Genomic DNA, 18,494 nt, shown 5'->3' with positions numbered 1-18,494 from the left:
CTGAGGCAAACTATTACCGGCAACTCGCCAGTCAAACCGCCACGATGGCGGCATGACTTAAACCAACCGGCCTCCATGAAAGCCGGGGCGATTCACACTGCAAGGCAGCCTCGCACTCAGCAAGCGCGGTACTTGATGCTGCGCAATCGGGGGCAGACGCTGGCACTCTAGTTACCAAGTCGTCACTGGCGCTCCGATCACACTGAGGCGTGCAGGATAGGCAACCACTCGCCAAAAACACAGCAGCGGCCCATCCCCACGCCCTCTACCCCAGCCCACTCTCCTGCAACAACATCTCCGCCTCCCGCGCCAGATCCGCGGCGATCCAGAGCATGCGGTCCCGGTGCATCTCTCCTGCTTCCTCGAACCACCCATTGCCGTCGCCATAGCAACACCACAGCAGCGAGTTCAGCTGCGCCAGTTTGATTTCGAGGAGTGCCCTTGCTTCGTCGCTTGTCCGCGTGGCGGGTTTCGACGAGCCGCGTGTGCGGCGACGGGAAGATTGGGGCGTAGAACGCCCGGCCATAATTCGCTCAGCCATTTGGTGTGCTCCTTGTAGAAGATTGGCACGTCATGTGGTCAGACGGCCAGGGTGTTCACGCACCCTGGCCGTCGCCATTTGTGCCTCACGTTCGCACCAATGCACCAGGGCATCGGCAACCCGCCGTGAGGCAAGGCGGTTCATTCACTCATTCAATCGGTCGTCTTGGGGTGTTCCTTTTGCGGTGGATGTTCGTCGCCCACAGGGAGGGGCGACTTGTCGATGGGGCATTCACTGTAGAGAAGCGAAGCCGCGCAAGGGAAAAGATTTCGTCGAGGATTTCTCGAATCGAAGAGATATCTACCGGGGCGCAGCGGCGAGACACAAAGCAATGACAGTCGGGCGGCTGTCGCTCGCCAAAGCGGCTCGGCACGGCGCAAAGGCAGCGTGCTTTTCGTGCCGGGCACAATCTGCGGCATGTCGACCATCACTCTGCACATTCAGGCGCCAGCACGGCTGGGCCGCTGACGTGCGCAAGAGTCCATTTGCCCCAGGCGGCAGTGCATGCGAATCCACGAACTGAAACAACGACTCCGCGAAGCCGGCGCGGGCCCCAGCCACGAGCAGCGCATCTTGCGGCTGTGGTCGCATGCGCTGCCCCGCAACAGCGGCAGGCGCCTGCCGGGCACCTTCTTTCCGTCGTCGCTGCTGGAGGCCCTGCCCGCCATCGAGGCCGAGCTTGCGGGGCTGGCGCGCATTCACGCGGTGCACCCCGGCGCGGATGGTTCGGAGCGGCTGCTCGTGGCCCTCGCGGACGGCCAGACGGTGGAGAGCGTGTTGCTGCCTCGCGATGGCCTGTGCGTGTCTTCGCAGGTCGGGTGTGCCGTGGGGTGCCAGTTCTGCATGACGGGCCGCGACGGCTTGCTGCGCCAGGTAGGAAGCGCCGAGATCATTGCCCAGGTCGCCCTCGCGCGCATGCGCCGTCCGGTGCGCAAAGTGGTGTTCATGGGCATGGGCGAACCGGCCCACAACCTGGACAACGTGATGGAGGCCATCGACCTGCTCGGCACGGTGGGCAACATCGGCCACAAGAACATCGTGTTCTCCACCGTGGGCGACCCCCGCGCGTTCGAGAGGCTGCTGCAGCAACGCGTAAGGCCTGCGCTGGCGCTTTCGCTGCACACGACCAAGGCCGAGTTGCGCAAGAAGCTGCTTCCGCGCGCGCCAAACCTGACGCCCGAGGAAGTGGTCGATGCAGGCGAACGCTATGCGCGAGCCACCGGCTACCCCATTCAGTACCAGTGGACGCTGCTGGAAGGCGTGAACGACGGGCAGGATGAAATCGACGGCATCGTGAAGCTGCTCTCCGGCAAGTACGGCGTGCTGAACATGATTCCGTTCAACGCGGTGGATGGCGTGGCGTTCAGCCGCCCGTCATGGGAGCGCTGCGAAGAGATTGCGCGCACGCTGCACCAGCGGGGCATTCTGACGAAGCTGCGCAATTCAGCCGGGCAGGATGTCGACGGTGGCTGCGGTCAGCTGAGGGCGCGTGCAGCCGAAGTGCGGGTAACGCTTCATCGAAGGGCTGAAGACTCTCGTTGAAGGCGGCCTGCGCCCTCATCTCAAGTGAGGGAGGCCACCCAATCCCAGACCTGCCCGGGAGCCTCGACCATCACGTTGTGGCCATGCGGGCCGAGGTCGCGGGCGTTGGGGTCGAGGGAACGGGTCTGCTCCAGCGTTACCAGCGCGTCGTTGCCTCCGCGGGCCAGATGGATGGGGCAGCGCGCGAGGGTTATCAGTTCGGACAGCGGTGGCTTGCCTACGGCGTTGGCTCTGGGGTCCATTGCGAGGCGCCAGCCGTCGTTGTTGTCGTTGTGTGCGATGCCGCGTGCGACGACGGGTGATGCTGTGGTGGCGATTCCCGCGAGGCCGGAGACCTTCAGGTATCTGTCCCATGCTTCTGCTTCCGTGGGGAAGCTCTTGGCAGGCTGGGATGCCAGCGTCTCCATGCGGCGGAGCTCTTCGTCGCTCCACGCGATCTTGATGCCGGCTGCGAAGACGCGGTGCGGTGTAACGCCGAACCAGCCCGTTGCCAGGGCGAGGCCTATCACTCCGCCGAGCGAGTGCCCGAGAACGACGAGGCGACCCTCTGGGTGGATGTGCGGCAGCAATGCGCGTCCGACGCTTGCTGCGTATTGGCCGATGGCGTAGGAGTCTTGCCTATCAGATTGGCCGTGGCCGGGCAGGTCAAGAGCGAGCCAGCGGCCGGGCCCGCGGGCACTGGCCTCTGCGCACATGGGCGACCACACGGCGCCTGTTGCGCCCATGCCGTGCAGCATGAGGAGGAGATCTGGGCCTTCGCCGCCTTGTTCTGTGTACATGTGCGCTGTCTCCGCTGTGCTTTTGACGGCGCAAGAATACTCGGGGTGCCCCTCAGCGCAGACCTCGAATTTGAGCGAGTCGGGCGAATTGCCCTTGGGCAGACGTTCAGGTAGAAAGTGCGGACCATTGCCAGCTGCCGCAAAGCGCTGGATCGCCGCCTCTGCCATTGAAGCTGGATGCCCACACCATCGCGCAAAGCAGTGCTTTCATGACGCAATACGGTCCATCGCGCCGCGCGGTACTGCTTGGTTTAGCCGCGTGCTCGGCACTGCGGCCGACGACAAGCAGTGCCCGTTCGCTCTGTGACGAGCCTGCCAGAGACAACGGCCCCACCTTCTCGCCGACGGGGCCTCGTGCGGAAGCATTCGGTATCAAAGAAGGTTTCCCCGTCGCTGATCCCTTGTTGCGTGGTCAGCCAGGCGAACCTCTGGACATGAAGTACCGCGTCGGTGCCTTCAGTCACTTCGATGACCAGTACCGCACTCGCCGGGTTGCTCGCGCAGCAGCCCCATGGTGCTTTGCCTATGCGGTCACCGATGTTCGCTATCGCTGCAAGGGTGCCGACCAAACCATCGAGGACTATCTGGCGCGGCACCCGGTCACCGGTCTGCTGATCGCCAAGGACCAAACGATCCTGCAGGAGCGCTATCAGTACGGCCGGTCGGACCGCGATCGCCTGTTCTCGGGTTCGATGGCAAAGAGCATCACTGGCCTGCTGGTTGGCCTTGCTGTCGCGGATGGGTCGATCAGGTCGGCAGACGACGCGGTGCAGGGCTATGTTCCGGAACTCCAGGGCACGGAGTACGGCAAGACTGCTCTGCGTGACCTCCTGCACATGTCCTCTGGCGTGAAGTTCGGCGAACAGGCCAACGGCGACCAGGATCTTGATCGATTGTGGGGTGGGATGGTTCTCGGCCACCGCTCCTGGATCGACAGGCTGCTCGGCCGTGGAGGAGCACAGCGCAGCACCATCGCCACGATCTCTGCCTTCACCCAGCGCATTGCCCCGGCCGGGACTGAATTCCACTACTCCAGCATGGAGCCCGCGGTGCTCGGCCTCGTCGTGGAGCGTGCGACCGGTCGCACCCTGTCTGACTACCTGCACGAGAAAGTCTGGTCTCAGATAGGCACCGAGGCCGACGGCGCCTGGCTCGTGAACGCGCAAGGCAGCGAAGTCGCCTGGACGTTCTTCGGCGCGGCTCTGCGGGACTATGCACGTCTGGGACGGCTGCTCGCGCATGACGGAAAGTGGGAAGGCAGACAGATCATTCCGGCCCAATGGATGATCGAGGCAACGACAACGCGCCCGTCGGATCGCTACCTTTCCCCCGGAGTATCTGGCCCTCAAGCCCTTGGCTATGGCTACTTGATGTGGCTGCTTCCCGGTTCGGGGCGCCAGTTTGTTCTTCTTGGCGGGTACGGCCACCGCATCTTCATCGACCCGACTGCCAAGCTGATCATGGTGCAGACCGGTGTCGATAGCTCGATCGATCAGAGCGACGAGCCTGCTCGTCTTTGGGCGGCAGTGGTGAGCAAGTTCGGTCGCTGAAGCAAAGGATGGGATATGAGACGGCGCCAGGTTGCTTCATTTCTCGGCGGAACGGCACTTGCTTCGCTCGTTGGGTTACCAGCGTTCGCCGACCCGCCCAATGGCTGCGGTGCTCCAGGCGCGCGAGACGATGGGTGGCCTTGCGGGCGGTCGCTGGAATGACCGCCAAATCGTTTCCAAAGATTGGATCGAGACCTCGACGACATCAAAGATCAAGGCGACGGACGATCAACAACTGCAAAAGCAGGCGGCGATACGGCGGGCTAACCGTTGTGCCGCCAAACCCCTGGTGACACGCCGTACTCTCGCTTGAAGGCACGGTTGAAGGCCGCTTCCGACTCGTAGCCGACGCCCTCGGCGATGCGCGCAAGGTTGACCTGATCTCTGCGCAACATGCCTGCGGCCAGGATCATGCGCCAGTGCGCCAGGTAGTGCATGGGCGGCGCGCCCACCAGCTCTGTGAAACGGTCCGCCAGCACGCTGCGCGAGATGTGGGATTCCTGCGCAAGTGCCTCCACCGTCCACGCGCGTGCGGGCTCGCCGTGCATCAGCGCCAGGCAGCGGCCCACGTGGGGGTCGCGCAGGCCGGCCAGCCAGCCGGGGTTGTTGGCGGGCATGGACTCGATATAGCCCCGCACCACTTCCGCAAACAGCAACTCGGCCACCTTGGCGACCAGCAACTCCGAGCCGGGCGCTCGCGCGGCTGCGTCGCCCAGCACAAAACTGACGGATTGCTCGATCCACGGCCCCGCCGGCCTGCTGCGCAGCGCCGTGATGAAGAGGCCCGGAAGGTTGGACATGACGGGGTTGGGCGCATCGCCTTCGTACGTGAGCCAACTGCACACGAGCACCGTGCGATCGCCATCGCCGCCGTAGCGAATGCGTTGTACCGCGGGCACCTGCGGGCGCACGACATGTTCGACGTCCACGGCTGCGTGGCGCAGGTGGCTCCCCAGGACATGCGGATCGCCGTGCGGCACGGCGATGACTTCGCCGGCGTTCACGCGAATCGGCTCTGCCCCCTGGAGTTGCGCCCAGCACTGCCCCTGCAGCACCAGATGGCAGATGGCAAGGCGTGGAGCGCCGGGCTTGAGCACCTGGGCCAAGTCCGCGCTCTTGGGGACGTTGAAGCACCAGGGCGCGCGCATGTCTCCGTTCAGGAACAGGGCGCCCTCCAGCCGGATGGTCCGCAGCACGTCCGACAGCACGTCCATAGTCACCTCTCGAGCAGCAAGGCCGGGGTTTCGGTCAATAACTCCGGAGGGGCGGTCAAACCACGGGCCTATCGGTTCGGCACCATGGGGCCTGGTCGCTTTTGGCCGATTCTACAAACAGGAGTATTAATATGCCCAAGTTCGTAATCGAAAGAGACATCCCCGGCGCCGGCAAACTCACGCCATCCGACCTGAAGGCCATCTCGCAAAAGTCCTGCGGCGTCCTAAGCAGCATGGGCACCGACATCCAATGGATCCACAGCTACGTGACGGGCGATCGGATCTATTGCGTCTACCAGGCGACCGACGAGGACCTCGTGCGCCGGCATGCCGAGCTCGGCGGCTTTCCGGCCAATCGGGTGGACCGGGTGTACAGCGTCATCGACCCGGCCACAGCCGAGTAAAGTTGAAGCCTCTGGTGGAGATCAAGCGGAACAAGCAGAATTCCGCCACGAATGACTACCCGGCAAGGTCGAATTTTCTTCTTTTCGTTTGGCGCAGTCCTGGCCATCGTCGGTGGCTTGATGTGGCATTGGGGCGAGCCGGCCGGCCTCTGGACACTTGGGCTGGCCGGCTGCGCGTGTATTGCCGTGAGCGCCGTGCTTTCGGATGCCCTCTTCGAAAAGACGATCAAATTCTTGAGCCTGTTCTGGTAGTGCCAATCGGCCAATACCCAACATTCATCTTGCCGGCCAGAAGAAGTATGTTTGTGCGATTTCTCAAGCTGTTCCTTTGCGTCGCAGGTGCTCTCTTCACCGGAGCCTTCATGTTTCTCCATGGTTTCAATGCATGGCGCAATGGAGAGATCGTTGTCAGGCACAAGGGGAAAGAGCCGTTCACTGCAATGGCTGAAGGCCCCTTTCCCATCACCTTCGCGACAGAAGTTTGGGGGTGGATGACTATCGGGGCAGCACAAGAACCATCGGACCTCCGGTTCAGTAACGGAATTTCTGTGAGTCTCCGACGAACACGACCAGACACCTGGCGCACAACCTCAACGAGCCACCATGAAACGCATTGCCCTGGCTGCGATTGACGGATACCAACGGTTCATATCGCCATACAAGGGCTTCAGTTGCGCTCATCGGGTGCTGACGGGCGGAGCTTCGTGTTCGCAGTTCGCAAAGCGGGCCATTGCCCGTCTCGGGATGAGGGGCGGCGTTCTGGTCATCCTGCGGCGCTTCAGCGCATGTGCTGCCTCGGCGCAGATCCTCTCGACCTCTCAAGTTCACGCGGCCGCTACGCCGCCGGAAGCACCCGCGGAAGCCTGCCCACTTTGGTCCCGTTGGGGTGCGAAGAAAATGTCGGGGTGCTGGGCATGCTGCGCGTGCTGGCCTGGCTAGACGAACTTGCAGCCAGAACCAGATAGGTGCAATGTGTTCGACGTTAAGTGCACTTCGATTCTGGCCTCCTCGATGCAGAGCTCATCTCCGATCTGACCACCTGCTATTCGTGGCGAGCTTCGCACGCAACGAAGCCCTGTCTCACGCAATCGGTATCCGGGCGCGCATGAGCGGCAACCCCGCGGTGGGCAGAATTTGCCCTGGCCGCCTGGCAGTAGACGCCCAAGGCAAACGCCGGGTGCCCCGCATAGACACTTGTGAGAATTCACATGATTCAAATGAGACAACCCGAAGACGCGCCCCAGGCGTTTCAAACCGCCTGGAACAACCACGACATGGAGTCCCTCGGAGCGCTGTTCCATGAGGATGCGACATTCGTGAATCGGTTCGGGCACTACGTGCGCGGCGTCGAGGAAATTGTCAAGCTGCATGCGCCCATTCACGCAACCATCTACAGCGATTCCACGCTCGAGAACGAGCTGATCGACGTGGTCGCCATCAGCGACGGCGCGGCAATCATTCACTTCTGGAGCCGCCTCACGGCCGGTGCGGCTCACCCGGCGGGCCCGCACGCTGTCGACACGCTGATCCTTGCCGTGCTGACGCGGCAGGCTGGCGAGTGGCGAATCAAGGCGCTCGAGAACGTCACCTTGACGAATCCCCGCACGGGAGCAGCCGTGTTGAGGGACTAGCGGGGTTCCTGATCGAGCAGACAATCGAAGAAGCTCAATTCGACTTCACAGCCACACCATGCCCCGCCTCGACGACCCCCTCCACGACGCCGAAATCGGCTCCCGCGACAGCACGCTCGACACCACCCGGATCGACGACGTGCGCATCGGCGCAGTTCGTCCGCTCATCACCCCTGCCCTGCTGCAGGAGCGCGTGCCCGTGCGCGACAACACGCTGGCGCTGGTCGAAGGCAGCCGCAAGGCCATCGCCGACGTGCTGCACGATCGCGACGACCGGCTGGTGGTGGTGGTCGGCCCATGCTCCATTCATGACCACGACCAGGCCATCGAATACGCACAGCGTTTGAAGAAGGTCGCTGACTCACTGCAGGACGACCTGCTGATCGTGATGCGTGCCTATTTCGAAAAGCCGCGCACTACCGTGGGCTGGAAGGGCTACATCAACGACCCGCACCTGGACGGCAGTTTCGCAATCAACGAAGGGCTGGAGCGCGCGCGGCGCCTGCTGCTCGAACTGACGACCCTGGGCCTGCCGACCGGCACCGAGTTTCTCGACCTGTTGAGCCCGCAGTTCATTGCCGACCTGATCGCCTGGGGTGCCATTGGAGCGCGCACCACCGAGAGCCAGAGCCATCGGCAACTGGCGTCAGGCCTGAGCTGCCCGGTCGGCTTCAAGAACGGCACGGACGGCAGCGTGAAGGTCGCGGCCGACGCCATTCTTGCGGCGCGCGCGCCGCACGCCTTCATGGGCATGACCAAGATGGGCATGGCCGCGATCTTCGAGACGCGCGGCAACGACGACTGCCACGTGATCCTGCGCGGCGGCAAGGCTCCCAACTATTCGGCCGCGGATGTCGCGTCCAGCTGCGAAGCATTGCTGGCGAACGGCCTGCGGCCGCAGGTCATGATCGACGTCTCGCACGGCAACAGCAGCAAGCAGCATCAGCGGCAGATCGTGGTCGCTGAAGACGTGGCGGCGCAAATCGCGGCCGGCGAGCGGCGCATCACGGGCATCATGATCGAGAGCCATCTCGAGGAAGGACGGCAGGACCTGAAGCCTGGCGTTGCGCTGAAGCACGGCGTGTCGATCACCGATGCCTGCATCGGCTTTGCCCAGACGGTACCGGTGCTCGAGGGGCTGGCTTCGGCGGTGAAGGCTCGGAGGCGCCTGTCGAAGGCGTGAGGCTGCGGGGGTGTCCGCTTGCCTGCGGGCGCCTTGACCTCAGAAAAGTATCACCCACTCGCCGCGCAGATACCGATACGTGTAGCTGGGGCCCGAGAAGGTGGTGCTGCGGCTGTAGCCGGCGCCAAAGCGAAAGACCTGCGATCCTCTGACTGGGCTTTGCAGACTCAGGTCCAGCAGTCTTGTTGGCTGATTCAAGTCGTGATTGATCGTCTCGTTGCCAAGCCCTGCCGTCAGAGCGGCAGTCCATCCCTGGAAACGATGCCGCCAGCCGACCGCCAGCATCGACTCGCTGTAGTTCTTCGGATTGAAATAGGCCCTGTCCACGTCCTCATGACTGCTCCGGTACGTTCGATAGCGCGCTTGCAAGGTCAGCCCCAGATCGAGCGACGGTTGATAAATCAGCCGCAGGCGGGCGTGGTCGCGTCGATTGCTGTCGGAAAAAAACTGCTGTCCCAGCAGCCCCACCAGGGTCACATGGCTTCCAAGCCCTTGATCCACGGCAACCCCGACAAATGAAAAATCGATCCCGCGGTCCAGGGATTTCGGGGTTTCCACCCAGTCACGCGTCACAAGAAACTCCACTGCCGTGCTCTTTGTCGGCGACATGCGGTAGCTGCCGTCGAGCGTCAGCAGCGTGTGCCCTCCCTGCTCGAACAGGCCAGCCTCCATTGCCCCTCCATCGCCGGTTCTGGTTTCGATCGAGCGGGCCAGAAATGAGATTTTCTTTCCGGCTCTTTGCCAGTTATTTTGCCGGTATTGATAATCGCCAAGCCGAAATCCGAGGAAGCGATCGGCATTTTCAAAAGCAGGAAAAAACTCGACCGACACTCGCCGCGATTGAAAGTTATCGCTGTCGTTGGTCAAATAGAACTCTGAGCCGAAAGCCATGTCGGTTGTTTTCTCCGGGATTTTTTCCTCCGCCCCTTCGCAGGAGGAAGCCAGAAAAACAAATCCCGAAGCAACGGCGGCAAAATATTTCAGCGCGTCGATCATTTTGTCCCCCAGGATTTAGGCCTTCTGAACAGTTCATCCAGATATCCGAGAACACTGGCCGGCTGCAGCAACAGGCTATATAGCAATACGTAGAAAAAGAAACCCTGAACATTCTTGCGCACGACCAGCCCCGTTTTCTTGAACGTCCGGCGCTCGATCAAGAACATCAGGAGGCTCAATGCAAATGCAGCCGGTATCAGCGCGAGAGTCATCGGACCCACAATCCAGTAGTAGCCGAAAAGGGCCATTGCCAGCCCTGGTATGAATCCGATGGTGAACGCCAGGTCCAGCCACGGAAAGAGCAGGTTCCAGTAAATGAAGAATGTCGACAAGCGGGGCTTCAGGAGAATTCCCGGGTGCTTGATAAAGGCTTCCGTCATGCCGCGCGCCCATCGCTGGCGTTGCTTGACCAGTTGCTTGAGGGTGCTGGGCACATTGGTGAACAGGCACGCGTCCTCGCAGTGGCCAACCCTATAGCCGGCTTTCAGCAGGGCCCACGTGAGCACGATGTCTTCTCCCACGCACTCAGGCCACCCGCCAACCTCCACCAGCGCGGCCCGGTCGTAGACAGAAAATGCACCTTGCGCAACCAAGGTGCCCTGGAACAGCGATTGCACCCGCTTGATTGCAGCAATGCCGTGGAAATAGTCCCACTCCTGGCAACGGGTAATCCAGTTCTGCCGCGAGTTTCGAACCAGGATTTTTCCCGCGACGGCCCTCGTATTGGGCGGGTCAGCCAGATAGCGCTCGACAATACTGGCCAGCGCGCCTCGATACAGGAAAGAATCGGCATCAACTGTGACGACCAGATTGTGCAGAACTTCCTTGAACCCGATGTTGAGGGCGCGGGCCTTGCCTCCGTTCTTTTTCAGATCGACGAAGGTAAGCCATGGATATCGATTCTGGACGCGCTGGACAACAAGAGAAGTGCCGTCGGTGGAGCCGTCATTGATCACGATGACCTGCAGCGGGCCAGGGTAATTTTGCCGGTCGATGCTGATAAGAGTTTCCTCGATGGAGGCTTCCTCGTTGTACGCGGCGACCAGCATGGATATCGCAGGATAAGCGGACAAAGAAGGATGCGACGGCCTCTTGTCCAAAAGCAGGCTTATGGCCATGAATGCATTCATGAAGCCCGGAATAATGGCAATGCCATAGACCAGAAAAATGGCCAGCGCGGCGCCGACGTGGTATTTCAAATCGGCCAGCCAGAGTTCGGCGGCCCATATTGAAAACCCCATCCAGGCAATTGCGCCAATCAATGCAATAAGGAATTTCCCCGATACCGGTAGATAAATCCTTGATCGCGGCGCTTTTTGGCCATCTTCGTTCATATCACCCTCGATAGTTTCGGGAAACGTAACACTGATGAAACGCTCCGAACAGTCTGTTTACACCTTTTGATGCACTCCAACAACCATTAGTCAAGAAACCATGCCCGCCCGGCTCCGATGAAGGCTTCTATTTGTATCTGAGGTAGGCTGCGGAGACCTTGCGCGATGTCAATCGATCGCACGCAAACGCGTCGCAGCGCTGGGGGCTCATCGGATCGCACCGCTTCGACAACCGCTCGTTGCATGGTGATGCATCAGACCAATGCGAGCGGTTGACGCCTGCATTCGCCCATGGCTACATTCCCCTCAAAAGCTCTTGGGGAGGCCACGTTGCCCAGACATGTCTACTTCGTACTCGCCTTCATGGCCATCGCAGTGCTCGCAGGCAACCTGACCGCAACGGTCGTCGTGTTGCGCAGCGACTTTTATTCGCCACTGCAACGACGACTTCAGTTGGCTCTGGTGTGGTTGATTCCTGTGATCGGGGCGGCCTGCTGCGCAAGTTTCGCATCCATTCACAGGCGCGCAGTTCCCAAGCCCGACAAGAGATTCCCGGGACCCGACTCCTTCGATCTTCCCGGTGGCGAGGCCAACGGTCTTTGAGACTGGCGGTGCCTTCCTGCCAGCACTGGCGATCCAGCGCGCAAGGAGCGAATGAAGATGGGTAGTTTTTCGATGGAGCACTGTGCTCTGGCGGCTTGCGTACAGCAAGTGGCCCAGCATGCCCGAGCAGTCCTGATGCATGCCCGTGTTTGCTGATACCCAGGCCCTGCGCGAATCGCTGCGCAAGGCCGGGCTGAGCGACTACGCCCGGCGCATCGGGGCCTCGGTGCGGCCCGTGGTGATGTTCGTTCGCCGCCAGGAGAAGGACGACACGCTGCCCGTCGGCACCAGCAAGATGGCCGGCAACCCCGACCTTCCACCCGATGCGCCGTGGCCCATGCGCCCCGCGCTGGCCGCGCCCGAGCGGCATCTGGCGCAGCTTCGCAAGCAGATCGAGGACATCCGGCACCCCAAGCCGTCGATGTCCGCAAGCGATGTCGAAGGGCTGCTGCAAACGATGCGCGCCAGCGGCGCCACCGAGAAAGACCTGGCGCTCATGCGCGACGCACTGCGAGGCACCAAGCGGCGCGACCCGAAGGTCGATGCGAGCCGCATCGCGTGGCTGCAGGCTCGCATGGCCGCACTGCAGACCGAATTTCCACTAGCCTTCATCGCGCAGCTCGACCTGGGCCAACTGTCCGCGCTCCCCGGCTTCGATCCGAAGCTGCCGCGCAGCGGCGTGCTCTTCATCTTCATGGACGCGATGCGCGACGACGATGTCAAGACGCCGCTTCACCACGTGTACTGGCACGACGCACGGCCGGCCGCGCTGCGGCGCCGCGAATGGCCCGTCGAGCTCCAGCGCTGGAACGACCGCTGGTCTTCCTACGGCCATCCTGCAAGCCCCGAAGAAGCCTGGTCCCGTCTGCCGATGGCCGACCGGCTGCTGCCGCATTCCGGCCTCAGCGTGCCGCATCACTGGAAGACGGCCCTGCCGCAGCACAGCAGCAAGGCGATCTGGGCCTGGTTCCAGGGGGCAGACCCGCTGCAGCTGTCGCCCCACCTGCCTCCAGGCGACACCGCGCACGGCGGCAACTTCGGCGATCGGCTAGGCGGCTGGCCCGACGACATCCAGGGCCACGCCGAAGATGACGTGGACCCGGCGGGCGGGCACATCGCAGTGCCCGGCCAGACGCCATGGCGGCACCTGTTTTCGTACGGCGGTGAATACCATGCCGGCGCCCGCCGATCGGATTCCGTAGCCAGTGGCGACGGCAACCATTTCCTCATGATCCGCGACGAAGACCTCGCGCAACGCCGGTTCGATCGTGTGCGCGATACCTACCAGTCGACCTGAGCACCACGGAGGCAGGATGGCTGACAGCAAGAAACGCCTGTTCTTGAGACTCATGGCAATGCCTCTCGCCATGCTTGGGCTGTCCCCGCCGGCACCCGCAAAGCCCGTGTCGGAAAACATGCAACTGATGGGCACCAGCTACGGCCCAAGCTCGGATCAGCAAGCGGCAAATGACGCAGTCATGTTTTGGAAATGCCGTGACCGAGCGATCTGATCTCCGAATAGGCGACGGCACCGTGTCGAAGACGCGGATCACGCGACTTTCAAGGCCCTGAACCTTCGTTACGCGCACGACCGGGAGCGCGCCTGCTACATCACCGCCAAGGCGATCCGCACGAAGAGCCCGGAGGCCTTCGAGATCGTGCCGGAGATACGGCTCAACTACCGCGACGGTACGCGCGATGAGCTGCATGACATCAGCCACATCGCTCGTGATCGTGAAGCTGTCTATTTCTACGGAACCCGCCTGAAGAGTGCCAGGCCGGAAAACTTCCGCGACCTGGGCCACGGCTATGCGACCGACGGCACGACTGTGTGGTTTCTTGACGAGAAAAAGGTGCTCGAAGGCGCGGATGCGGCCACCTTCACCGCTCCCGGCCCTGGCGAGCCGCATGTGCCCGGCCGCTGGTGGTGGCACCAGCTTGCGGGCGAAGCGGCGGGCAACAAAGGCCCGTCGCCCTAGGAGGCCGTCTTGCTCGCTGTTTACGACGGGTCGTAACCCGGCGCCGAGCTGATCTCGGTCGGCTTGTAGATCTTGTGCTGCGCTACCCCGCTGCCCGCATCCGTCACCACCAGCAGCCGCCACAGCGGCTCGCGCACCGAACACGCGCTCTCTTCGCTGCTGAGCTTGAAGCTGGGCACCCCGGGCGCCGTGCCCTTCACCACGACGCGCAGGAGCGTCTGCCCCTTGGCGTTCGAGACTTCGAGGTCGAAGCCGATGTTCTGGGCGATCACGCTCTCGGCCTTGTAGCCGTAGCCGGTGAAGTGCTTCGTCACGTACTCGATGGCGGCTGCGTGCACTTCCTCGGGCGAAGCCTGGCCGGTTGCGACCGCTGCCGCGGGCTCGGCCACCTTCGGCACGCTGCCGCGCGCCTTCGCGGCTTGCAGGTCGGCCTCGGTCGGAACCCAGCCGCGCGGGCCACGCACCAGCACCGCAAGCTTTTTCTCGGGCTCCCAGGTGGCGACGTGCCATTCGTCGTCGTCACGCACGCGGGTGGAAACCTTGGCGTCCTTGTTGCTCTCCAGCTCGGCGATGGCGATGCGGTTGGTCTGCAGCACGGCGCGGAAGCCCTGGCCTGCATCGAAGGTGCGCTTGAGCAATGCAAGCCGGTCCTTGGCACGCTGCACCTGCTGCGCGTTGCGCGGGCCGCCGCCAACGCGATGCTGCGTATCGAGCGACTCGATGCAGAACCAGCGCCCGCCCGAACCGACACTCACGAACTCGCCCCAGATGGTGGCGATGACGTTGTCGCCGGTCGCCAGCCAAGCGTGGTCGAATGGCTTGTCCCGCGCGTCGAACACACCCATCTTGGCGACGATCTCGACCGGCGTGAGCCGTGGTCCTTTGAGCCGCATTTCGTCGATGACGGCGAGTACGTGGGGTTCGACTTCCTTGTCCATTCAGTGGAATTCTGGTGAGTTTGAGGGGGGTGGGAGTATGCCGCATCGCTTGCCGCGCCCACCGGGACAGCCGCGATCGTATGGCAGGATCAAAGGATGAACGAGCCCTCACGCCGAATACCGTATCGCACCTGGCCGGGCGCGCTCGCGGTGCTTCTCGCCATTGCCGTCTACGTGGGCGGCCTGACATTCTGGGACCGCCATACCTCGGGCAGCAGACCGTTGCCCGTGGGGGAGACGATAGATGTCGGCCAGGCCCGGTTCATTCCCGCCGACGGATGGGAGATGGATGTGTCGCGCTCGAAGGCAGGCAAGTCGCTGATGCTGTTCAAGGGCGGCCACAAGTTCCTGGTGACCACGGGCCGGTGGGTGGGCGGACCCGACGGCCCCCTGATACGGCAGCAGCGGCTGATGGAGCGCGGCCAGCGCCTGAGCATCGAGGGCGACGTGTCCGACTTCGTCACCTCCTGGGGCCTGCAGGGCAAGACTTTCGCTTACTACGGCTCAAAGCTGGCCGGCCGGTTCTGGCAGGTGGTCGACCTGCGGCGCAAGTCGCTGGTGCAGATCGACTTCTACGGCTCCAACGACGGCATGGACGATGCGCTGACGGAAGCGCGGCGCATGCTGGACTCGATGGACCTGGAGGCGCCGCAATGAGTTCGCCCGCCTTCGAGCAGGGCGACGCAGGCTGGCCGGTTGGCACCGATTCATTCTTCCAGCCGCAGCGCGCCGCGTTCTGGGTGCTGACGGCGCTGATCGTCAACGGCCTGTTCTACACGGTCAGCATGTTCTCGATGGGGTTCCGCGTGGTGCCCGTTACCGCGTTTCTGGGGCTGCTGGTGTGGGGGCTCTACTCCCTGGCTTTCTTCCAGGCGTTTCGCACGCTGGACTTGCTCGAGCAGCATCCGCCAGAGGCTTATGTGCTGGCCTTTGCGTGGGGCGGCATGGGCGCTGTCTACTTCGCCGCGCCGGCCAACATCGCGATTCAGAGCCTGTGCGCGAAGCTGGTGTCGCCGGAGTTCGTCGCGGTCTGGGGGGCGGCGATTGCGGGGCCGATCACGGAAGAATTCCTGAAGCTTGCCGGCGTCATCCTGCTGGTGCTGGTCGCGCGCAACCAGTTTCAGACTTATCTCTCGGTGCTGATCGTCGGTGCGATGACGGGGCTGGGTTTTCAGGTGATCGAGAACCTGAGCTACACCGTCAATTCGTCCATGCACTTTCCGCTCGAAAACCAGGTGTATCCGGTACTTCTGAACCTGCTGACGCGCGGGCTGCTGAGCGGGCTGTGGAGCCACGCGGCCTACACGACGATCGCGTCCTTCGGCGTTGCATGGTTCCTGCTCCACCCGGAGCGGCCGATGGTGATGCGGATTGCCTGCGCGCTGCTGTGCTTCGGCCTTGCGTGGGCCATGCACTTCGTGTGGAACGCGCCGTTTCTGGAAGACCTCTTCGATGGTGGATACGGCGAGATGGCCGTACTGCTGATCGTCAAGGGCATTCCCGTTGTCATCGCGGCAGGGCTCTTCTGGCGGGTTGCCGTTCGCGAGAACGGCACATACCTGCATGCCCTCGCAGCCTGGTTCGTGCCGGAGCGCGAGTTGATCCGTGACGACGAATGGGTTCGCCTGGGCGCGCCCATGCAGCGCTACAAGGTCCGCAGGGAGATGGGGTGGACCTTCGGCTGGAAAGCAAGGCGCCTGAAGACGCAGCTGCAGCGCGAGCAACTACGGCTGATCCGCAAGGCCGGCACCTACGGGCGCGGAGCGCAAACGCTGCGGCATGAAGTGGCCATCAGGCGGCTGCGCGCGGAGCTGGATCCGCTCATCGGGGCGAAAGCATGAGGGCGCTGCTGTTGCTGGTGCTCGCGGTGCTGGGAGCCGGATGGAGCGCTCCTTCGCGGGCAGTCACGCTCATCGAGCAGGCGCAGCTCACGCTGGCCTTGCGCGGTCAGGCTCCAGCCCAGGCACCGCAGCCGCAGACCGTCGCACTGCCTTATGACTGGGATCAGCGGCAAGGTGCAGTCGACGGCGAGGCACGTTTCGCGTTCGACATACCGGTGGCCGACCCTGCCGCGCCGCTGGCGCTGTTCGTGCCGCGCCTGGGCAACAGTTTTCGTGTGCTGGTGAACGGCCAGGAACTGGCCCGATTCGGCGCCTTCCCGCCGGGCCCCTACGACGATGCCTCCGTTGCGCCGCAGTACTTCGTGCTGCCGGCCTCGGGCTCGACGTCGCCGCATCGCGTTGAAGTCGTCATCGCGGCACAGGCTGCGAGGCAGGGAGGGCTGTCGCCGGTGGTGGTCGGCAGCAAGGCCGAGGTTCTTCCGTTATACGAAGACGCCCTGTTCTGGCATGTCAGCGGCGGACGCTTCATTGCCATCGTGAGTGGCGTGCTGGGAGCGCTGTCGCTGCTGGTGTGGCTGCGACAGCGCGAACCGATCTACCTCTACTACGGCCTGGGAGAGTTGTTGTGGTCCGTGCAGACGGCGCGCGTGCTGTTCACGCATGTGCCTCTGCCCTGGCCCTGGTGGGGTGTGCTGCCGCTGGCTGCGTTCCAGGCGGCGGTGCCGCTGCTGTGCCGCTTCGCCCTGGCCGTGGTGGGACGCGACAACACCCGCCTGGCACGCCTGCTGGGCCTGATGGCCTGGCTGGCACCGGTTGCGGCCGTGCTGGGCATCATGGTGCCTTTGCTGTGGCTGATGCCGCTGTGGCGGTCGCTGGGCCTGCTGGCCGCGCTGGCAATGATGGTCGTCGTGGTGCGCGTAGCGCTGCGCAGTGCCGTGCTGGAACACCGCGTGCTGGGCGTGGCCGTGGTGCTGGTGGTGCTATGCGGCGCGCGCGACGTCTGGGTGATGCGCACATCGCCGGAGGCCTACGCGATGGTGCCGTGGATCCGCTTCGCCTGGGTTGGCTTCGCCATCACGCTGGCATGGGTCATCGCCGAGCGCATGCGCAAGGACGCCCGGGCGATGGCGACAATGAACGCCTCGCTGGAAGCGGAACTCGCAGAGCGCAACGCTGCCCTGGAAGCTTCCTTCGCGCGCGAGCGGGAAGGAGAAAAAGCGCGCGGCGCGCTGGAAGAACGCCAGCGCCTGACGCAGGACCTGCACGATGGTCTCGGTGGGCAGCTGGTCGGGCTGCTGCAGATGACCCAGCAACCAGGAACGGCCCTCGGCGATGTGGCGCTGCACCTGCGCGACGCGGTGGACCAGCTCAAGCTCACGGTGGACGCCATGCATGGCTGCGAGGGCGACGTTGCCTCGGCCCTGGGCAGCGTGCGCTACCGCCTGGGGCCGCGCCTGCAGGCTGCCGGCATCGAACTGCACTGGGACGTGGGCCCCCTGCCGCTGATGACGGGCTGGAGCGCGCGCGAGTCTCATCAGACGCAGATGCTGCTGTTCGAGGCGTTCGCCAACCTGATGGCGCACGCGCAGGCGACGCGGGCCAGCCTCGGCGCGAGACTGGTGCCCGCCAGCACCGGCGAAATCATCGAGATCGAGTTGCGCGACAACGGCCGCGGCTTCGATGCAGAAGCCAAGTTCGCGGGCAAGGGACTGACGAACATGCACACGCGCGCCGCCGCGCTGGGTGGCGCACTCACGGTGCGCTCTCAGCCCGGAGATACATGCCTGCGCCTGCGACTGCCCGTGCCGGCGGCGACAGCAGTCGGCAAATAAAAAAGAGAAGGGCTTCAGGGAGAAATTCAGGGAGAAATCGAGCGCTGCGTCGCGCTCGACAAGGCCCGTGGCACCCATGCCGGGTATCCCGGTGCGTATCGATTTGACTTTATTTTAGATATATCTA

At 63.3% G+C, this 18,494-nt stretch carries 19 protein-coding genes and 1 pseudogene; 14 read left to right on the top strand and 6 right to left on the bottom strand.

The window, feature by feature from the left end; all coding sequences use genetic code 11:
* Positions 1–265: 265 nt before the first annotated feature.
* Positions 266–541: a hypothetical protein gene (locus BMW87_RS32990; protein ID WP_093082450.1), complete on the bottom strand. Its 276-nt coding sequence runs from the start codon at positions 539–541 to the stop codon at positions 266–268.
* Between the two features lie 504 nt (positions 542–1,045).
* Between BMW87_RS32990 and BMW87_RS32985 the strand changes: the two genes are divergently transcribed.
* The gene (locus tag BMW87_RS32985) at positions 1,046–2,083 is read left to right on the top strand and encodes an RNA methyltransferase (protein ID WP_093082447.1); all 1,038 of its coding nucleotides are present in this window, start codon (positions 1,046–1,048) and stop codon (positions 2,081–2,083) included.
* A gap of 20 nt (positions 2,084–2,103) precedes the next feature.
* Here BMW87_RS32985 and BMW87_RS32980 read toward each other — a convergent pair whose 3' ends face one another.
* Complete coding sequence (locus tag BMW87_RS32980) at positions 2,104–2,862, bottom strand: alpha/beta fold hydrolase (RefSeq protein WP_093082458.1); 759 nt, start codon at positions 2,860–2,862, stop codon at positions 2,104–2,106.
* A gap of 167 nt (positions 2,863–3,029) precedes the next feature.
* On the opposite strand from BMW87_RS32980, the gene BMW87_RS32975 reads away from it, so the two are divergent.
* Positions 3,030–4,412: a serine hydrolase domain-containing protein gene (locus BMW87_RS32975; RefSeq protein ID WP_093082445.1), complete on the top strand. Its 1,383-nt coding sequence runs from the start codon at positions 3,030–3,032 to the stop codon at positions 4,410–4,412.
* A 263-nt stretch (positions 4,413–4,675) separates the two neighbouring features.
* On the opposite strand, the gene BMW87_RS32965 is transcribed toward BMW87_RS32975, so the two are convergent.
* Entirely contained in the window at positions 4,676–5,626 is a 951-nt protein-coding gene (locus tag BMW87_RS32965; RefSeq protein ID WP_093082440.1) for an AraC family transcriptional regulator, read from the bottom strand.
* Positions 5,627–5,757: 131 nt separating this feature from the next.
* On the opposite strand from BMW87_RS32965, the gene BMW87_RS32960 reads away from it, so the two are divergent.
* The 5 genes from BMW87_RS32960 (at position 5,758) to BMW87_RS32940 (ending at position 8,844) form a co-directional block, all read left to right on the top strand.
* Positions 5,758–6,030: a DUF4242 domain-containing protein gene (locus BMW87_RS32960; protein WP_093059083.1), complete on the top strand. Its 273-nt coding sequence runs from the start codon at positions 5,758–5,760 to the stop codon at positions 6,028–6,030.
* A 51-nt stretch (positions 6,031–6,081) separates the two neighbouring features.
* Positions 6,082–6,282 (top strand): hypothetical protein, encoded by a 201-nt coding sequence (locus BMW87_RS32955; protein ID WP_093082438.1) that lies wholly within the window; start codon positions 6,082–6,084, stop codon positions 6,280–6,282.
* 351 nt (positions 6,283–6,633) lie between these two features.
* Entirely contained in the window at positions 6,634–6,969 is a 336-nt protein-coding gene (gene yidD / locus BMW87_RS35765; protein ID WP_093082435.1) for a membrane protein insertion efficiency factor YidD, read from the top strand.
* 278 nt (positions 6,970–7,247) lie between these two features.
* Positions 7,248–7,661, top strand: a complete 414-nt coding sequence (locus tag BMW87_RS32945) for an SgcJ/EcaC family oxidoreductase (RefSeq protein ID WP_256217012.1) — start codon at positions 7,248–7,250, stop codon at positions 7,659–7,661.
* 58 nt (positions 7,662–7,719) lie between these two features.
* Entirely contained in the window at positions 7,720–8,844 is a 1,125-nt protein-coding gene (locus BMW87_RS32940; RefSeq protein ID WP_093059079.1) for a 3-deoxy-7-phosphoheptulonate synthase, read from the top strand.
* 39 nt (positions 8,845–8,883) lie between these two features.
* Here BMW87_RS32940 and BMW87_RS32935 read toward each other — a convergent pair whose 3' ends face one another.
* Both BMW87_RS32935 and BMW87_RS32930 read right to left on the bottom strand, forming a co-directional pair.
* Complete coding sequence (locus tag BMW87_RS32935; protein ID WP_093082433.1) at positions 8,884–9,840, bottom strand: porin family protein; 957 nt, start codon at positions 9,838–9,840, stop codon at positions 8,884–8,886.
* Positions 9,837–11,174, bottom strand: coding sequence for a glycosyltransferase family 2 protein (locus tag BMW87_RS32930; protein WP_093082430.1), 1,338 nt, complete (start codon positions 11,172–11,174; stop codon positions 9,837–9,839). Before BMW87_RS32930 ends, BMW87_RS32935 begins: the two co-directional genes overlap by 4 nt.
* A gap of 291 nt (positions 11,175–11,465) precedes the next feature.
* On the opposite strand from BMW87_RS32930, the gene BMW87_RS34905 reads away from it, so the two are divergent.
* The 4 genes and pseudogenes from BMW87_RS34905 to BMW87_RS32915 all read left to right on the top strand — a co-directional run.
* Entirely contained in the window at positions 11,466–11,777 is a 312-nt protein-coding gene (locus BMW87_RS34905; RefSeq protein ID WP_143047771.1) for a hypothetical protein, read from the top strand.
* A gap of 139 nt (positions 11,778–11,916) precedes the next feature.
* Positions 11,917–13,074: a DUF1963 domain-containing protein gene (locus tag BMW87_RS32925; protein WP_093082427.1), complete on the top strand. Its 1,158-nt coding sequence runs from the start codon at positions 11,917–11,919 to the stop codon at positions 13,072–13,074.
* Positions 13,075–13,090: 16 nt separating this feature from the next.
* Positions 13,091–13,288: a hypothetical protein gene (locus tag BMW87_RS35410; protein WP_093082425.1), complete on the top strand. Its 198-nt coding sequence runs from the start codon at positions 13,091–13,093 to the stop codon at positions 13,286–13,288.
* A gap of 30 nt (positions 13,289–13,318) precedes the next feature.
* Positions 13,319–13,756, top strand: a pseudogene (locus BMW87_RS32915) (DKNYY domain-containing protein); the annotation flags it as partial.
* Between the two features lie 20 nt (positions 13,757–13,776).
* Here BMW87_RS32915 and BMW87_RS32910 read toward each other — a convergent pair.
* Positions 13,777–14,694: a DUF3883 domain-containing protein gene (locus BMW87_RS32910; protein ID WP_093082420.1), complete on the bottom strand. Its 918-nt coding sequence runs from the start codon at positions 14,692–14,694 to the stop codon at positions 13,777–13,779.
* Positions 14,695–14,790: 96 nt separating this feature from the next.
* On the opposite strand from BMW87_RS32910, the gene BMW87_RS32905 reads away from it, so the two are divergent.
* From BMW87_RS32905 to BMW87_RS32895, 3 genes are read left to right on the top strand one after another with little or no spacing between them, the layout of a single operon-like run.
* Complete coding sequence (locus BMW87_RS32905) at positions 14,791–15,351, top strand: hypothetical protein (protein ID WP_093082416.1); 561 nt, start codon at positions 14,791–14,793, stop codon at positions 15,349–15,351.
* The gene (locus tag BMW87_RS32900) at positions 15,348–16,535 is read left to right on the top strand and encodes a PrsW family intramembrane metalloprotease (protein WP_093082413.1); all 1,188 of its coding nucleotides are present in this window, start codon (positions 15,348–15,350) and stop codon (positions 16,533–16,535) included. The genes BMW87_RS32905 and BMW87_RS32900 overlap by 4 nt, the downstream gene beginning before the upstream one ends.
* Positions 16,532–18,367 (top strand): sensor histidine kinase, encoded by a 1,836-nt coding sequence (locus BMW87_RS32895; RefSeq protein ID WP_093082410.1) that lies wholly within the window; start codon positions 16,532–16,534, stop codon positions 18,365–18,367. The genes BMW87_RS32900 and BMW87_RS32895 overlap by 4 nt, the downstream gene beginning before the upstream one ends.
* Positions 18,368–18,494: the final 127 nt, after the last annotated feature.

This window comes from Variovorax sp. OV084, from assembly GCF_900111625.1.
In the GTDB taxonomy this organism is placed as follows: Bacteria; Pseudomonadota; Gammaproteobacteria; order Burkholderiales; family Burkholderiaceae_C; genus Variovorax.
This window is presented reverse-complemented; position numbering and strand designations above follow the sequence as displayed.

Excerpts from the sequence above, each read along its gene's own strand:
- BMW87_RS32990 (WP_093082450.1), bottom strand. The coding sequence starts at position 541 with ATGGCTGAGCGAATTATGGCCGGGCGTTCTACGCCCCAATCTTCCCGT.
- BMW87_RS32985 (WP_093082447.1), top strand. The coding sequence starts at position 1,046 with ATGCGAATCCACGAACTGAAACAACGACTCCGCGAAGCCGGCGCGGGC.
- BMW87_RS32980 (WP_093082458.1), bottom strand. The coding sequence starts at position 2,862 with ATGTACACAGAACAAGGCGGCGAAGGCCCAGATCTCCTCCTCATGCTG.
- BMW87_RS32965 (WP_093082440.1), bottom strand. The coding sequence starts at position 5,626 with ATGGACGTGCTGTCGGACGTGCTGCGGACCATCCGGCTGGAGGGCGCC.
- BMW87_RS32960 (WP_093059083.1), top strand. The coding sequence starts at position 5,758 with ATGCCCAAGTTCGTAATCGAAAGAGACATCCCCGGCGCCGGCAAACTC.
- BMW87_RS32955 (WP_093082438.1), top strand. The coding sequence starts at position 6,082 with ATGACTACCCGGCAAGGTCGAATTTTCTTCTTTTCGTTTGGCGCAGTC.
- yidD (WP_093082435.1), top strand. The coding sequence starts at position 6,634 with ATGAAACGCATTGCCCTGGCTGCGATTGACGGATACCAACGGTTCATA.
- BMW87_RS32945 (WP_256217012.1), top strand. The coding sequence starts at position 7,248 with ATGAGACAACCCGAAGACGCGCCCCAGGCGTTTCAAACCGCCTGGAAC.
- BMW87_RS32940 (WP_093059079.1), top strand. The coding sequence starts at position 7,720 with ATGCCCCGCCTCGACGACCCCCTCCACGACGCCGAAATCGGCTCCCGC.
- BMW87_RS32935 (WP_093082433.1), bottom strand. The coding sequence starts at position 9,840 with ATGATCGACGCGCTGAAATATTTTGCCGCCGTTGCTTCGGGATTTGTT.
- BMW87_RS32930 (WP_093082430.1), bottom strand. The coding sequence starts at position 11,174 with ATGAACGAAGATGGCCAAAAAGCGCCGCGATCAAGGATTTATCTACCG.
- BMW87_RS34905 (WP_143047771.1), top strand. The coding sequence starts at position 11,466 with ATGGCTACATTCCCCTCAAAAGCTCTTGGGGAGGCCACGTTGCCCAGA.
- BMW87_RS32925 (WP_093082427.1), top strand. The coding sequence starts at position 11,917 with ATGCCCGTGTTTGCTGATACCCAGGCCCTGCGCGAATCGCTGCGCAAG.
- BMW87_RS35410 (WP_093082425.1), top strand. The coding sequence starts at position 13,091 with ATGGCTGACAGCAAGAAACGCCTGTTCTTGAGACTCATGGCAATGCCT.
- BMW87_RS32910 (WP_093082420.1), bottom strand. The coding sequence starts at position 14,694 with ATGGACAAGGAAGTCGAACCCCACGTACTCGCCGTCATCGACGAAATG.
- BMW87_RS32905 (WP_093082416.1), top strand. The coding sequence starts at position 14,791 with ATGAACGAGCCCTCACGCCGAATACCGTATCGCACCTGGCCGGGCGCG.
- BMW87_RS32900 (WP_093082413.1), top strand. The coding sequence starts at position 15,348 with ATGAGTTCGCCCGCCTTCGAGCAGGGCGACGCAGGCTGGCCGGTTGGC.
- BMW87_RS32895 (WP_093082410.1), top strand. The coding sequence starts at position 16,532 with ATGAGGGCGCTGCTGTTGCTGGTGCTCGCGGTGCTGGGAGCCGGATGG.